At 36.2% G+C, this 14,950-nt stretch carries 20 protein-coding genes; 11 read left to right on the forward strand and 9 right to left on the reverse strand.

The genetic code is table 11. The features are described from left to right. The first annotated feature begins 10 nt into the window (after positions 1-10). The 11 genes from ACTIEI_RS04220 to yidD all read left to right on the forward strand — a co-directional run bounded on the left by ACTIEI_RS04220 (position 11) and on the right by yidD (position 9,309). Complete coding sequence (locus tag ACTIEI_RS04220; protein WP_439505034.1) at positions 11-670, forward strand: CBS domain-containing protein; 660 nt, start codon at positions 11-13, stop codon at positions 668-670. An 18-nt stretch (positions 671-688) separates the two neighbouring features. Then, entirely contained in the window at positions 689-1,567 is an 879-nt protein-coding gene (locus tag ACTIEI_RS04225) for an NAD kinase (protein ID WP_439505035.1), read from the forward strand. 60 nt (positions 1,568-1,627) lie between these two features. Next, a complete protein-coding gene (locus ACTIEI_RS04230) occupies positions 1,628-2,476 on the forward strand; it encodes a DUF6089 family protein (RefSeq protein WP_439505036.1) in 849 nt (282 codons plus the stop codon). Between the two features lie 76 nt (positions 2,477-2,552). Beyond that, positions 2,553-3,323, forward strand: a complete 771-nt coding sequence (locus ACTIEI_RS04235; RefSeq protein WP_439505037.1) for an isoprenyl transferase — start codon at positions 2,553-2,555, stop codon at positions 3,321-3,323. 113 nt (positions 3,324-3,436) lie between these two features. After that, complete coding sequence (locus tag ACTIEI_RS04240; RefSeq protein WP_439505038.1) at positions 3,437-6,172, forward strand: BamA/OMP85 family outer membrane protein; 2,736 nt, start codon at positions 3,437-3,439, stop codon at positions 6,170-6,172. A gap of 16 nt (positions 6,173-6,188) precedes the next feature. Then, on the forward strand, positions 6,189-6,707 hold the full coding sequence (locus ACTIEI_RS04245) for an OmpH family outer membrane protein (protein WP_439505039.1): 519 nt from the start codon (positions 6,189-6,191) through the stop codon (positions 6,705-6,707). A gap of 32 nt (positions 6,708-6,739) precedes the next feature. Continuing rightward, positions 6,740-7,348, forward strand: coding sequence for an OmpH family outer membrane protein (locus tag ACTIEI_RS04250; RefSeq protein WP_439505040.1), 609 nt, complete (start codon positions 6,740-6,742; stop codon positions 7,346-7,348). A 90-nt stretch (positions 7,349-7,438) separates the two neighbouring features. After that, positions 7,439-8,269: a glutamate racemase gene (gene murI, locus ACTIEI_RS04255; protein WP_439505041.1), complete on the forward strand. Its 831-nt coding sequence runs from the start codon at positions 7,439-7,441 to the stop codon at positions 8,267-8,269. 99 nt (positions 8,270-8,368) lie between these two features. After that, complete coding sequence (gene rpmH, locus ACTIEI_RS04260; protein ID WP_071840084.1) at positions 8,369-8,524, forward strand: 50S ribosomal protein L34; 156 nt, start codon at positions 8,369-8,371, stop codon at positions 8,522-8,524. Positions 8,525-8,624: 100 nt separating this feature from the next. Next, positions 8,625-9,044 (forward strand): ribonuclease P protein component, encoded by a 420-nt coding sequence (locus ACTIEI_RS04265; RefSeq protein WP_439505042.1) that lies wholly within the window; start codon positions 8,625-8,627, stop codon positions 9,042-9,044. Then, positions 9,028-9,309: a membrane protein insertion efficiency factor YidD gene (yidD, locus tag ACTIEI_RS04270; RefSeq protein ID WP_439505043.1), complete on the forward strand. Its 282-nt coding sequence runs from the start codon at positions 9,028-9,030 to the stop codon at positions 9,307-9,309. The genes ACTIEI_RS04265 and yidD overlap by 17 nt, the downstream gene beginning before the upstream one ends. Before the next feature lie 44 nt (positions 9,310-9,353). Here yidD and ACTIEI_RS04275 read toward each other — a convergent pair whose 3' ends face one another. The 9 genes from ACTIEI_RS04275 to ACTIEI_RS04315 all read right to left on the reverse strand — a co-directional run bounded on the left by ACTIEI_RS04275 (position 9,354) and on the right by ACTIEI_RS04315 (position 14,948). Further along, positions 9,354-9,950 carry a hypothetical protein gene (locus tag ACTIEI_RS04275; protein ID WP_439505044.1) on the reverse strand — a complete coding sequence of 199 codons (597 nt, stop codon included), beginning with the start codon at positions 9,948-9,950 and terminating at the stop codon, positions 9,354-9,356. Positions 9,951-10,018: 68 nt separating this feature from the next. After that, positions 10,019-10,624 (reverse strand): superoxide dismutase, encoded by a 606-nt coding sequence (locus tag ACTIEI_RS04280; protein ID WP_439505045.1) that lies wholly within the window; start codon positions 10,622-10,624, stop codon positions 10,019-10,021. A 357-nt stretch (positions 10,625-10,981) separates the two neighbouring features. Beyond that, complete coding sequence (locus ACTIEI_RS04285) at positions 10,982-11,488, reverse strand: hypothetical protein (protein ID WP_439505046.1); 507 nt, start codon at positions 11,486-11,488, stop codon at positions 10,982-10,984. A 12-nt stretch (positions 11,489-11,500) separates the two neighbouring features. Further along, positions 11,501-11,971, reverse strand: coding sequence for a lysozyme inhibitor LprI family protein (locus ACTIEI_RS04290; RefSeq protein ID WP_439505047.1), 471 nt, complete (start codon positions 11,969-11,971; stop codon positions 11,501-11,503). 53 nt (positions 11,972-12,024) lie between these two features. Next, the gene (locus ACTIEI_RS04295) at positions 12,025-12,396 is read right to left on the reverse strand and encodes a hypothetical protein (RefSeq protein ID WP_439505048.1); all 372 of its coding nucleotides are present in this window, start codon (positions 12,394-12,396) and stop codon (positions 12,025-12,027) included. A 20-nt stretch (positions 12,397-12,416) separates the two neighbouring features. Beyond that, a complete protein-coding gene (locus ACTIEI_RS04300; protein ID WP_439505049.1) occupies positions 12,417-12,959 on the reverse strand; it encodes a hypothetical protein in 543 nt (180 codons plus the stop codon). 3 nt (positions 12,960-12,962) lie between these two features. Beyond that, complete coding sequence (locus ACTIEI_RS04305) at positions 12,963-13,502, reverse strand: CIA30 family protein (RefSeq protein WP_439505050.1); 540 nt, start codon at positions 13,500-13,502, stop codon at positions 12,963-12,965. A 244-nt stretch (positions 13,503-13,746) separates the two neighbouring features. Further along, a complete protein-coding gene (locus ACTIEI_RS04310) occupies positions 13,747-14,193 on the reverse strand; it encodes a nucleoside deaminase (protein WP_439505051.1) in 447 nt (148 codons plus the stop codon). Beyond that, complete coding sequence (locus ACTIEI_RS04315; protein WP_439505052.1) at positions 14,193-14,948, reverse strand: 3-keto-disaccharide hydrolase; 756 nt, start codon at positions 14,946-14,948, stop codon at positions 14,193-14,195. Before ACTIEI_RS04315 ends, ACTIEI_RS04310 begins: the two co-directional genes overlap by 1 nt. Between the last annotated feature and the right edge of the window lie 2 nt (positions 14,949-14,950).

Genomic DNA, 14,950 nt, shown 5'->3' on the forward strand with positions numbered 1-14,950 from the left:
TTGTATTTAAATGATCGTATCGCAACTATTAAATACTAGCTTTCCTACTCTGAACTTCTCGGATAAACCCTCTTTTGCATTACAGTTAATGGATGACTATGATGTATTGCATTTAGCCGTTTTAGAAGAAGAAAAGTTTGTTGGTTTAGTTGCTAAGGATGATTTAATTGATGCTATAGAATCAGATATGCATTTGTCTGATCCTAATATATTAAAACGTTATTGGATACATCAAGACGATCATTTTTTGAGCGCATTAAGATTAATCGCCGAACACGAACTTTCTTTGCTTCCTGTAGTTAGCGCTCAAATGGAATTGGTGGGGGTAATACTGACTAAGGAATTCTTAAAAAGCATTTCAACATTTTTAGGCAATGATGAAAAAGGGGCAGTTATTGTGTTAGAAACCGATAAGCGTAATTTTTCATTTGGAGAATTAAGTAGATTGGTTGAAACCAATGATGCTTATATCACTCAGTTAAATACTTATACTGAAGCCAGTTCAGGTTTAGTAGTAATAACGCTTAAAATCAATAAAATTGAAGTTTCAGCAATTGTTGCCACATTTCAACGATATGATTATGTTGTAAGACATTTTTATGGCGAAGAAGAATATGCAAATGAACTAAAAGAAAATTATCAGCATTTGCTTTCGTATCTCAACATGTAGTCAATTAAATTTCTTCTAATGAAAGTTGCCATTTATAGTCGTGGTTTAGATATTGAGCAGGAAAATCCGTTATTGATTCTATTAGAAGAACTCAACAAACACGATACAGAAATATTGTTGTTTAACACGTTATTTGAGCAGTTTAATATTCCCCAACAACTTTGTAATAAAATAAAACAATTCTCTAAACACGAAGATTTAGATGAAACGGTAGATTGTATTATTAGCTTAGGTGGCGATGGCACTATGTTAGATACGATAACTTTAATAAGAGAAAAAAATATACCTGTACTTGGAATCAATTTTGGAAGACTGGGTTTCTTGGCAAGTATTAGCAGAGAAGAATTAACCGTAGCTGTTGATGCGTTGGTAAATCATACATTCATTATTGATAAAAGAACCCTTATACATTTAGATTCAAATGTTCCATTATTTCAGGAAGCACCATTTGCACTAAATGAATTCACCATTCACAAAAAAGATACTTCTCCCATGATTAAAATTCATACGTATATGAACGGTGAATTTTTAAATACCTATTGGGCAGACGGGTTAATTGTTTCAACGCCAACTGGATCAACTGGATATAATTTAAGTTGTAATGGTCCTATTTTATTCCCAGATTCCTCAAGTTTAGTTATCACTCCGATTTGTCCGCATAACCTAAACGTTAGATCTATTGTAATTCCTGATAATAATATCATTTCTTTTGAGGTAGAAGGAAGAGCAGAAGAGTTTATTGTTGCGATGGATGCAAGAAGAGAATTAGTTCCTAAATCGGTACAATTGGCAGTTAGAAAAGAGGCATTTAACATTAGTTTAATCAGATTAAACGAAAATACTTTTCTATCCACGCTGCGAACAAAGCTTACCTGGGGTCTAGATAAAAGAAATTAACAATTTAGATAATGATTTTTGTTGCTATTTTACAAAAGCAACAATTGAACCCCAATATTTATGTTTAAAAAGCTTTTAGTAGTCATTGCCTTATCTGTAGCTACCAGTTCCACCAAAGCCCAACTAATGGAAAGCTTTTTGCATTCAGGTGAAATAGGAATTGGGGTGGGGATGGGCCATTACTTTGGTGATTTAAATTCTGAAATTAGATTCAATAGACCCAAAAGCGCTTTCGGCCTTTTTTATCGTAAACAATTAAGTAATTATATCAGTGTACGATTGTCCGGAGAATACACTTTCCTTGGATATTCAGACCGATATAGCAATAATGATGTGCAAAGAGCTAGGAATCTAAGCTTTAATAGCAATGTTTGGGAAGTAGGGATTTCCGGTGATTTTAATTTTTTTCGATACCAACCAGGATTTCAGGGATATAGTTTTACCCCGTATATTGGTCTTGGAATTGGCGCATTTTCATACGACCCCTATGCTTTTTTAGGTGGTCAAAAATATTTTTTACGATTATTGGGTACGGAAGGGCAAGGCTCTCCTCTTTATGTGGATCGTACCGTTTACAATCCAATAGCCATCAGTATCCCTTTCACTTTTGGTTTAAAATATGCATTAAATGCCAGAACAAATATATTTGGTGAGCTCATCTATCGATTTACCAACACCGATTTTTTAGATGATGTTAGTGGCCAAACCTATGCTCCTGACGCATTTGCGCTATTACCTGATGGGTCTCCAAGCCCAGCTTTCTTATTGCAAGACAGGAGTTATGAAACTGGAACTTCTATTGGCGTAAAGGGACGTCAGCGAGGAAATAGCCTTAAGGCAGATGCTTTTGCAACCATTAAAGTAGGTATTTCTTTCAATTTACAGCGCTACCGATGCCCTACTTATTAGTCAGTAAGCTAGTTTTATCGTATTTAAATCCTCAAAAACCATTGATTTTGTTAATTTTGCACACTAAATTAAACCCATGGTTAAAAAGGAAGACCTTTTGCCGCTAATAAACAAAGAGCGATTGCCCAAACATATTGCCATAATTATGGATGGCAATGGTCGTTGGGCAGAGGAAAAAGGGCAGGATCGGCTATATGGCCATTTTCATGGGGTAGAAAGCGTAAGAGATATTGTAGAAGGGGCGGCAGAACTAGGTGTAGGCTATCTAACCCTATATGCATTTAGTACTGAAAATTGGGATAGGCCTCAGCCCGAAGTAGACGGATTAATGGCATTACTAGTGGATACAATTAGAAAAGAAGTGCCGGTACTAAATAAGAATAATATCCGTTTGCACGTTATTGGAAATACCGAATTATTGCCTGAATTTGCAAGACTGGAGTTGCAAGAAGCTTTGCAAATGACAGAACAGAATACCGGACTCAATTTGATAATGGCATTAAGTTATAGCAGTAGGTGGGAATTGGTAAATGCGGTTAAAAATATTGGGATAGATATAGAGAAAGGGGTAATTAAGGCGGAAGATATTTGTGCGGATACTTTGCAACATTATCTGGCAACAAGTAATTTTCCTGATCCTGAATTAATGATTAGAACCAGTGGGGAGTATAGGATTAGCAATTTTCTTTTGTATCAATTGGCTTATGCGGAATTGTATTTTACCAATACTCGTTGGCCAGATTTTAGAAAAGAGAATTTGTATGAGGCCATTATTGACTTTCAATCGAGGGAACGACGTTTTGGTAAAACTGGGCACCAGATTCAGTCAGAGACCGAGATTGCTTAGTTTATTTAACAAACAGTTTTGATTATTCGGGGTAATTTGCCCAGCTTATAGAACCAAATTAATTGCTGCGTGTGCGGATTTAACCAACCGCCAACAGAACAAACAAAAACGGGATGCAGAAAGTGTTTAAATTATCATTGTTCGCTTTAGTTGTTTTATTATTTACAAAACCTGCTTTTGCACAAGAAACCTCCGATACAACCATCCGCTCTATTGACGCAGATTTGATTAACCTTTTTAATCAAAAGACGCCCAAGAAATATAGGATAGCAGCGATTAAAGTGGTCGGGAATCGTTTTTTTGATGAAAACTTATTGATTTCTATAGCTAATTTGAATGTAGGTGATGAAGTAACTATTCCAGGTGGAGATAATTTTTCTAAAGCCATTACCAAATTATGGAGTCAAAACTATTTTAGTGATGTTGAAATTTTTATCACTAAACTTGATGGGAAAGAAATTGATGTAGAAATTTCAGTAACAGAGCGCCCTCGTTTATCAAATTTCTATTTCAAAGGCATACCAAAAGGACAGGCTGATGAAATTAGAGGAAAAACAGGGCTGGTTCCTAATCGTGTTGTAACAGAAAATATGAAGATTACTGCAACAGAAGTAATTCAGAAATTTTTTGCTGAAAAAGGGTATAGAGATACTAAGGTTAAAATTGCAGAGAGAAAAGACACTACTTTCGAAAACACACTAGCACTTGATTTTTTCATTGATAAAGGCCCCAAAGTAAAAATTAATAATATTAATTTGGGTAATATCACTGTTGATGAAGCCAAGGTAAAAAAGCAATTTAAAGGATCTAAAGAAAGATCACGTTTAACCTTGTTCCCTGTGATGGACAGCGGCAGAATTGTTGTCCCTAAACATTACACTTTTGAAGAGTACTTAAAAGAGCGTGGATATTTAACCTTTAGCAAAACCAAAAGGGTTATGGATCCTTATGTTAGAATTAAATTCAGCTCTGCCAAATTTGATGAGAAAAAATATACCGAAGACAAAGAGTCGGTGCTGGAATTTTACAATACATTAGGGTATAGAGATGCTGTCATTGAAAAAGATACTGTTTATAGTGTTGGAAACGGAAACTTGAATATTGACCTCAAAATGAATGAGGGGCGCAAATACTATTTTGGAAATATTAGTTGGAGGGGAAATACCAAATATTCAGACTCCATTTTAACGACTATTCTCGGAATCCGTAAAGGCGATATTTATAACCTAGATGTTTTAAATAAAAAACTAGGAAAATCTTCTTCACCTGACGGTGCTGATATTAGTGGGTTGTATCAAGATGATGGTTATTTGTTTTTTAGGACAGAACCTATTGAAACAGCGGTATACAATGATACAATCGATTTTGAAATCAGAATTATTGAAGGTCCACAAGCAACCATCAAGAATGTTCGTATTGCAGGAAATGATCGTACCAAAGAGTATGTAATCAGAAGAGAAATCAGAACTATCCCAGGTGAAAAATTCAGTCGTCAATTATTGATTCGCTCGGTACGTGAATTGGCTCAGTTGAATTATTTTAACCAAGAAAAAATCACCCCCAATCCCGTACCAAATCAAGAAGACGGTACAGTCGATATTAACTATAGTGTAGAAGAAAAATCGAGTGATCAGTTAGAATTAAGTGCCGGTTGGGGAGGACTAATTGGATTAACTGGTACGCTAGGGGTCTCTTTCAATAACTTCTCTGCTAAAAACTTATTTAAGAAAACAGCTTGGGATCCATTACCTATGGGAGATGGGCAAAAGTTGAGTTTGCGTGTACAAAGTAATGGTAGAGCATTTCGTTCTTATAACTTCTCCTTTACTGAACCATGGTTGGGGGGTAAAAAAAGAAATGCCTTGACGGTAAGTGTTTTTAATACCAAATTTGGGCAAACATTTGATCCACTCACGGGAAGGTTTGATCCTAATATCGCTAGCCAACGATATATTTCTACCACAGGTGCAACAGCCAGTATAGCCAAACAATTGAAGTGGCCTGATGACTATTTCTCTCTTTCAATGGGATTGAACTATACCCGTTATAAGTTGAGTAACTATGCCATTGACCCTACCAACTTACCTGGTTTTGATAATGGTATCGTAAATAACCTAAACTTTAGAATTTCTTTACAGCGTTCTTCTATAGACCAGCCGATGTTCCCGAAAACGGGTTCAAATTTCATGGCTAGTTTACAAATTACTCCTCCTTACTCCTTAATTAATAGCAGCTTTAATCCTGCAGATAATCCATACAAATGGATTGAATATCATAAGTGGCGTTTTAATGGGGAGTGGTTTGTTCCATTGGGCAAACCTCATGGAGAAGATCGTAACAAGCAGTTTGTAATGCGTTTCGCTGCCAAATTTGGATTTGTGGGAAGATTTAACGAAAAACTTCAAATTTCTCCTTTCGAAAGATTCCAAGTGGGGGATGCTGGATTAACCAACCAATTTGCTTTATTAGGGTTTGATATTGTGGCCCATAGAGGTTACCCTGTTTATGACAACTCTAATCCACGGGTAAACCCAGATCAACAAAGAGCTAGTCAGTACTTTACCATTTTTAATAAATATACCATGGAAATGAGGTATCCGCTGAGTTTAAACCCCAGCAGTACCATTTTTGGATTGGCCTTTTTTGAAGCGGCCAACGGTTGGTATTCCTTTAAAGATTATAATCCTTTCCAGCTAAGACGCTCTGTGGGTGTGGGTATGCGCTTCTTTTTACCTATGTTTGGATTACTTGGATTCGATTATGGCATAGGATTGGATAGGTTTAATGGTACCAACCAATTAAGGGATGCAGCACGCTTTACCTTTATGCTTGGATTTGAACCTGAATAACCATAAAAAATTAGGTATGAAAAAAATTCTATTAACGGTCACTACAATTTTATTGCTTTCCACAGTTGCTCTAGCACAACAGCGTTATGCTATTATTGACACAAAGTATATCCTGAGTAAGATTCCAGAATACAGGGATGCAGATAAAAAGCTGCAGTTGGTTGGTGAACAGTGGCAAAAAGAGATTGATGATAAGCAGACTGTTTTAGATAAAATGTACAAGAATTATGAGGCTGAGCAAATCATGCTTACTGATGAATTAAAGAAAAAGCGCGAAGATGAACTATTCGTAAAGGAAAAAGAGATTCGCGATTTGCAAAAGAAGCGCTTCGGTTATGAAGGAGATTTGTTTAAAGAGCGCCAAAAATTAGTTAAACCTATCCAAGATAAAGTATACAATGCTATTCAAAAAATAGCCGTAGCAAGGGTTTATGATTTTATCTTAGATAAAAGTGAAGGAATTACCGTTATATTTGCCGACCCAAAACTGGATAAATCGGATGAGGTTTTACGAGAATTGGGTATTAAAAACTAGTCAATCAAAAACAAACAATAAATTTCATTACAATGAAAAAATTTCTCTTCGTGTGTGTGGCTTTTGCAGCGGTTACACTTTTTTCTAACAGCGCAAGTGCACAGGTTAAAATAGGATACTTTGATGAGCAAGCAGCTCTTTCATTATTTCCTGGTATTGCTAAGATTGATACCTTATTAAATAGCTACAGATTAGATTCTTTACAAGAAGAATACAAATACAATGTGGCAGACTTTCAGCGCAGAGACAGCATCTTTAAAAAAGATTCTGCTACAATGCCTGCTAAAGCTAGAGAATTAGCAACTAGAGAATTATTACAATTGCGTTACAAATTGGTAAACTGGCAAGAATATTCTCAGCAAATGGAGCAAGCTAAATACGAAGAGCTTGTTGGGCCATTCAGACAAAGATTATATACAGCTGTTCAAGAAGTTATTGCTGAGCAGAAATACACTATTGTATTAAAAGCTGAAGTTATTTCTCCTTATGGAACGCCTAATTTATTAGATAATATTACTATACGTGCTGCTCAAAAATTAAAGTTGGCATTACCTAAAGAAATTGAAGATGCATGGAAAGCTGCATCTGGAAGCGGTTCTGCTCCAACAAAGCCAGCTGCTAAGCCTGCAGGTAAAGGATAATTCAAATTATAATTACTTCTTGTTTTAAGAAGCAAAGAATACGACCTCTCTGAATTGTTTCAGAGAGGTTTTTGTTTTTATCTTTAACCCATGCAGCAAAATTGTCCTATTGGTGTTTTTGATAGTGGATATGGTGGGTTAACCATTTTAAAAGAATTGGTTCATCAGTTGCCCGATTACGATTACTTGTATTTAGGGGACAATGCGCGTGCGCCTTATGGTACCCGATCTTTTGATACGGTTTACCAATACACTTTAGAAGCGGTTCAATGGTTTTTTAGTCAAGGATGCGAATTAGTAGTCTTGGCTTGTAATACCGCTTCAGCCAAAGCTTTAAGAACGATTCAACAAAGAAATTTAGCTGCATTTGGACCTTCTAAAAGGGTATTAGGGGTGATTAGACCCACCGCTGAAGTGATCGGTCGTTTTTCGGAGTCTGGGCAGCTTGGTGTGTTAGCCACTAAGGGTACGGTTAATAGTGAGAGTTATGTGTTAGAGATTGCCCATTTTTTTCCTGATATGACCGTGTTTCAACAAGCATGCCCTATGTGGGTCCCATTAATTGAAAATGGTGAGCATGGAGGGGCTGGGGCAGACTATTTTGTAAAAGATAGTTTGGGGCAGTTATTGGGTCAATCACCTGCGATTGATACTATTTTATTGGCATGCACCCATTATCCTTTGTTAATCCCGAAAATAGAAGCTAATCTTCCTGCACATATTCAAGTGGTTGCACAGGGTGAAATTGTTGCCCAAAGTTTGGCTAATTACCTTGATAGACATCCTGCAATGGCGGATAATTGTTCTAAAAACAGGCATATTAGGTTCTGTACAACTGATTCAACTACCGATTTTGATGAAAAAGGGGCCATTTTCTTCGGAAAATCCCTTAAATCGGAGCATATAGTGTTGGGTCATTAACCTTTTTTACTTAATTTTGCCGTCCTTTCACAAGCGGCGGTATGGTGACTGCAGCAATGAAATGAAACCATATTTTAGGGTTAGTAAAAAAAGACATCAATGAAACGTACATTCCAACCACACAAGCGTCGTCGTAAAACCGTACACGGTTTCCGTAAACGTATGGAGTCTGCTAATGGCCGTAAAGTACTGGCAAGCCGCAGAGCGAAAGGACGCAAGAAACTTACTGTTTCTAGCGAAAAAGGATTAAAGTAATCCGCCACACCCTTTAGGGTACAGCATTCTGTTGAATGTTGTAGGGCACGATCATATTAAGCTCCGTCTTTGTGACGGAGCTTTTTTAGTTTTGTAATCAATGACAACAAACAATACTTATTCAAAGCAAGAAAAACTCAAGAGCAGAAAAGCACTGGAGCAATTATTTGCCAAGGGTAAGTCGTTCAGTGTTTTTCCGATAAAGGTATTTTATACAGTTGCTGATGTATCAGTTTCTGATGCGGCTTTGGTTCAAGCAGGGGTTGGTGTTAGTTCACGAATTTTTAAAAAAGCACACGATAGAAATAAAGTAAAGCGTTTGTTGCGAGAAGTTTACCGTACACAGAAGCAACCACTTTATTCTAGTGTTGCATCAAGTCAACAGCAACTCAATGTGTTCTTTTTATATATTGGAAAGGAGTTGCCCGTGTTTGCTGACTTACATATTGCAATGGAAAAAACCTTGGAAAAATTAATCCGAAAAATTAGTGAACCAACTCCGAATGTGCAGCAGCTGTAATCATACCACTACAAAAAAATACCAGCAGCTAAATAGCTTTTCTATTACGCGGTTGCTTGGATATTTATTCATTCCTTTTATTAAAATTTACCAATACATTATTTCTCCTGTAATGGGACCCAAGTGCAGATTTGTTCCAACCTGTTCCCAATATGGAGAAGAAGCATTGAAAAAATACGGTTTGCTTAAAGGGGGATGGTTGTTGATTAAAAGACTCAGCAAATGCAGACCTGGCGGAGGTTCTGGCTGGGATCCTTTACCATAATGCTGCTCCAATCCATTTTAAAAGACGCCTAAAAAAAGCTAAAGCTATTCAGGTGCAACTGTGAGCGCTTGCAGTTTGGCAATCATTTCTCTAATTTCTTTGATGCTGTAGAAACGATAAATCTCCGGATCTTTTCCATCTATTTTTTCTGCAGAACGCATCTGATGATAAGGTCCTACCACTTGTGCTTGTGCATTCGCAGTAATAAATGTTGCTTGGTTAGGAAGGATGAAAAAATTTCTATTAGCCGCAGAAACATTTTTTCCTTGACTTAATTGTTGTAATGAATCTATTTTTTGAACAAGGCTTTCTTGAGTAATTACTTTCTGAGCCTGGCCTGCGCTTGAGTACTGTTGATAGCTACCAATAATGGTATCATTCTTTACATTGATGATATACAAGCCATTTTCTTTTAATTGAACAGAAGCTTCGCCTGCTGGGGTGTTTAATTTAAAACTGATATCGGCTTTATTAACCGCTACTAATTTTTCTTCATGACCCGCGCCATCTTTTGCTTGTATGGTACCCGCGTTTAAGTCTACCGCTGCTTCTCCTTTGCTCATGATGATAATTGTTTTATCATTTCCAGCACACGCAATTAATAAACTGCTAACTAAAATAAACACGAGTAAGTTTTTCATATAAGTTGATTTAAAAAAAATCACGCTGCAGTTTGCTACAGCGTGATGTGAAAATACATGATTTTTATTTATTTAGCTGCTGCAAAACGTTCAGCAACTTTGCTCCAGTTTACTACATTCCAGAATGCAGCTAAATAGTCGGCTCTGCGATTCTGGTATTTTAAATAATAAGCGTGTTCCCAAACATCGGCTCCTAAAATTGGTGTGCCTTTTACTTCCGCAACATCCATCAAAGGATTGTCTTGGTTTGGAGTAGAACTTACTTCTAATTTTCCCTCTTTTACAATCAACCAGGCCCAACCGCTACCAAAACGAGTCATACCTGCTGCAGCAAATTTTTCTTTGAATGCATCAAATGATCCAAAAGCAGCATCAATTGCTTCTGCTAAAGCGCCTGTTGGGGTTCCACCTGCATTTGCAGCTAAGCTTTCCCAGAAAAAAGTATGGTTCCAATGGCCACCGCCGTTGTTACGAACTGCTGGGCTAATGCTGCCAGCTGCCTGTACCAATTCTTCAATAGACTTGCCTTCGTTGGGGGTACCAGCTATGGCTTTGTTTAAATTGTCTACGTATGCTTGGTGATGCTTACCATGGTGAATCTGCATGGTAGTGGTATCAATATGCGGTTCTAGTGCATCGTGTGCGTAGGGTAAAGGTGCTAGTGTAAATGACATATTTATCTGTTTAAATGGTATAATAATAGATTACAAATTTAAGCTGCATTGGTTTAACTAGGTGTTAAAGGGGGGATTTGTTTCGGAATTCGACATTATCTAAGTATTAGCTGAGTAAAATTCCACGTTCGCTGCCGATTATTGCATGCCCTTACTCAAACAATCACTTCATTCGCTGCCGATTATTGCATCTACTCATTCTAAGGCGTACTAATTCATGCAATAATCGAATGCTCATTCACGTGATTGTTTGAGCACATACATCCTTCATATTTGCGTGAAATGGTACTCCTCGAATGCTCATCCACGTGATTACTCGAGTAAATTATGTGTATTATCGTCTGTTTTTAACAGTCCTTATTCCTGTTTTAAAGTTAAACTAGCTTCTATGTACTTTTTTCTTAGTAAGCTATCTTTTGATTTGGGATATGCGCCTATAATGCAAATGGATATATTCTCAAATCCCATGATGGTAGTAATAGTGATAAAATTTTCATATTGTAATTGATCAGGACTTATCTCTTCTCTTATTATGCTTACAGCTTCCTGATTATTTACTTTGTGATATTCAATATTTAATATTAATGATGTCTCAGTTGATTTCTCCTCTAAGAACTCAGCTTTAGTTTTGGAATACAGACTTGGGAAAGTAATATATTTTATAGTAGCGCCAATGTTCTTATTAGAATAGCCATTCCCTTCTGATAAATGAATAAATCCAGTGTCTGGTTTATTGAATGAAAAGCTTTTTGATAGCCATTTCATAATACCTAAAGAATCAACTGAATTTTTCGTGTTGCTTTGTGCAACAGCTGACAGAGACCAAAAGAGAAAAAAGGTACTTGAAGTTAATATTTTAAACATCTGATTATTTCTTTATTTACTTGATTGTACAATATTATTATAGTAATTATAAATGTCTATGCATCTTTTTACAACTAGATCAGCATAAGAACTTGTTACGATATTTGATTGTATTGTACCTCCTCCTGAGTATTCATCTTTAGAGAGGGTTCTGATTAATTTAGATTCTGTATCTCTGAATTGCAACCAAGCTTTTTGTGCAGTCACAAGTGTTGTTTTATCTTGAAGCTTTAATAGTTTTAAAAGCCTGTTATAATATTTATTGAGCAATTGGTCATAAGAGGAAGCCATCTCTTGTATAGCTTTATTCATGCCAACTGTGGTATAATCTTTTTTCATTCGTTTCATTAATACTTGTCCTATGAGAGAAGTGTCTTTTGAAAACTCAATTTGAGGATTTAATTCTTTAAGTTCAACAACTTGTCCCGCTGACAGCTCAGCAATTAATGAGAATAGGACGAAAAAAACTACTTTTTTATACATGACATAAATAGGGTTTAAATGGTTTTCGGATTCGTTTTTTATTTATTCAGGGTTTACCAAAAACTAAAAAGTCTTTTGAAAATGATTCTGTCAAAAAAGGCCGCCAATAAACCACCTGCTGCATACATGATAAAATCTAAAGGGTCAAAGACACGGGCGAGTGCGTAAATACCGAAATATTGTAGTGTTTCTGAGATTGAACAAAGTAGAAAAATGGCCAATGCTTTTGAGTGCCATTTTTGGAGTCTCTTGAATTGATCTTCTACAAGAAACAATAGCATATAGTATCCAAATGGGATAGCAATGTCTGCAAAATAGCTGTGAAAAAGAATACGAATTCTTTCATTTGCCCAATCTGCACCTATAATAAATAAGACTGCAATAATTAAGATATTAAAGACTACGACCTGTTTTTTTGTTTTCAAGATGAAAATTATTTGTGTTTCTAAATCAAATATTCTGAAATCGCAGTATCAGTATACCAAATACCTTTAGCATTCTTTTTAATTACAATCGTCATTGCACCTGATTCTGGTGAATATATATAAACGATGAAAGTATTCCTGTCTTTTGAATATACTGGGTTGCTTACATAATATACAGGAACGTAGTGAAATTTCTTTGTAATGGCTCTATAGTGTTCTGATTCGGTGGCGCTGCTTAGCTTGGGGAAGTGGATTGTAAAGTCTTTTAAGCGAATGTTTTTATTAAGCCAAGGTGCGCTGGCTACTATTTTGGGTAAACTATCTTTTGCCGTTTCTGGAAAAGACTTTCCCAGAATATGCCAGAATTGTCTTTCTCTTTCTGTGTCTTCCGTAACCATTTTAATGTCCTTAGTTTCCATCGGAATCAGCACAATAGATCCTTTTGTTTGAAATCGCAAGAGCACTTTTCTAATGAAATATGCTTCTGGATTATTGTCTGGATTTTCATGCACACGACTAGTGGTACATGAGATAAAAAGTACGAATGCAATTAGAATTCTCATGATTTAATTCATGCTTATATTATCAATTAATAACTTAAAATCTTCTTCTTTTTTATTTGAAATTAAAAAGCTGATTTGCTCAATATTTTTGTAATTGAAATTGGGTCTATTTAATTTTTGACCAAAAAACTGCGGATAAAATTCGCTAATGGCTAATCGAATGATTTCCCATTCTCCTGAAGTTTTAAATGGGTGTACATAAGACACAGACTGATACAAATCATTCTTGAGTCTAAATTCATATTGCTTGCCATCTCCTTTCACTCGTAAAACAATGTATTTAATTTCATCAGGAATAGTGGTGGATTGATTCAATTGAATGGATGCGAATCCTCCATTATTTTCCAAAGAAACATGACCAGAAAATTGACCATAACCTTCATTAGTAATCAAAAGATTGCTCTTGGATATTCCACCCATTACCCCATCATTTACAATTCTCCATTCTCTTAAATTTGATTTAGCTGAAAAACGATAAATTTCTTTCATACTTTCTTTCGGATAGAAATTGAATGTAAGTAGTAGTAAAGTCCATTTAATCATAAGTTAAATTAAAGCTTTAATATCAAATTACTCACTGCAACAGATTCAATCATTGCTCAAACAATCACGAAAATGAGCATTCGATTATTGCATGTATTAGTAAGCCATAGAATAAGTAAATGCAATAATCGGCAGCGAATGAAGTGATTGTTTGAGCAGGGTTTGAGTAAGTTATAATAAGTAAATGCAATAATCGGCCGCGAGCGAAGGGTTTGTTTGAGTAAGACTGAGTAAGTTGAAGCAGTTATCGCTTCGATCTAAAAAAAGACTTCATTAAAAAAGCACAGTCTGCTTCAAGAATGCCGGCGATTAATTCAGTCTTAGGATGAAAAGGCCATTGCTCTTTAGTGAGATGACGATAACCATTTTTTTCATCTGAAGCACCATAAACAATGCTGCCTATTTTGCCCCAGTAGATGGCTCCGCAACACATAATGCAGGGTTCAACAGTAACATATAAAGTAGCTTCAGGTAAATACTTTGCACCGAGTGAGCTGTAAGCAGAAGTAAGTGCAAGAATTTCTGCGTGGGCTGTAGAATCGTTTAATAGTTCTACTTGATTGTGTGCCCTTGCAATAATTTGATTGTTCATTACCACCACTGCGCCCACGGGTACTTCATCGGCATCAAAAGCTGCTTGGGCTTCCTTCAATGCTTGTTGCATAAAGTACTCGTGGTTCAGGGTCGACATTATAATTCTCTAATTTGGATATTGCGGAACCATACATCATCACCATGATCTTGTAACGCAATATGTCCGCTGAAATTTCTTCCAAATGCTGGCATGGTTTTGAATTTGCTATTGCCTATTAAGCTGTACCAAATTTCATCTCCATAACTGGTTTTAACAGTGGTTACGCCATTGAGTTTTAATTCAAGTGTTCCATCTTTTGCAATGATTTCTGTTTTGTTCCATTCACCTACTGGTTTAACGGCAGTGTCTGGTCCTTCAATTAAATCATATAAATCGCCAGCGCGGTGTTTTCTAATTTTTGCGTCGGGATGTCCACCATTGTCTAATACTTGCATTTCAGGACCTGTATGCCAAACTGCTTTGTATTTAGATGGATCATTCTGTGCCCAAAATATGATGCCGCTATTTCCATTTGGTGAAATCTTCCATTCTAATTTCAAATGAAAATTTCCAAATGATTTTTCATGAATAATATCACCACCTCCTAGTTTCTGTTCTTTTTTAGCTTTGGAATCTAAATACAAAACACCGTCTTGTACTTTCCATGCACCCCCAATACTGTCTTTCGCATAGGTTTTCCAACCGTTGGTGGTTTTTCCATCAAACAATTTGATCCACTTACCTTTTGAGTAATTAGTACGCGTTGAAGAAACTGCTGCAGACTCATTTACGGAAGCAGATAAATTTTTCTTTATTACCGGTGTTGATACCAATGCAACTGCAATGGTAGTGATCCATAGTAGATTAGTCATGT

The organism is Sediminibacterium sp. (genome assembly GCF_051860225.1).
Classification (GTDB): Bacteria; Bacteroidota; Bacteroidia; order Chitinophagales; family Chitinophagaceae; genus Sediminibacterium.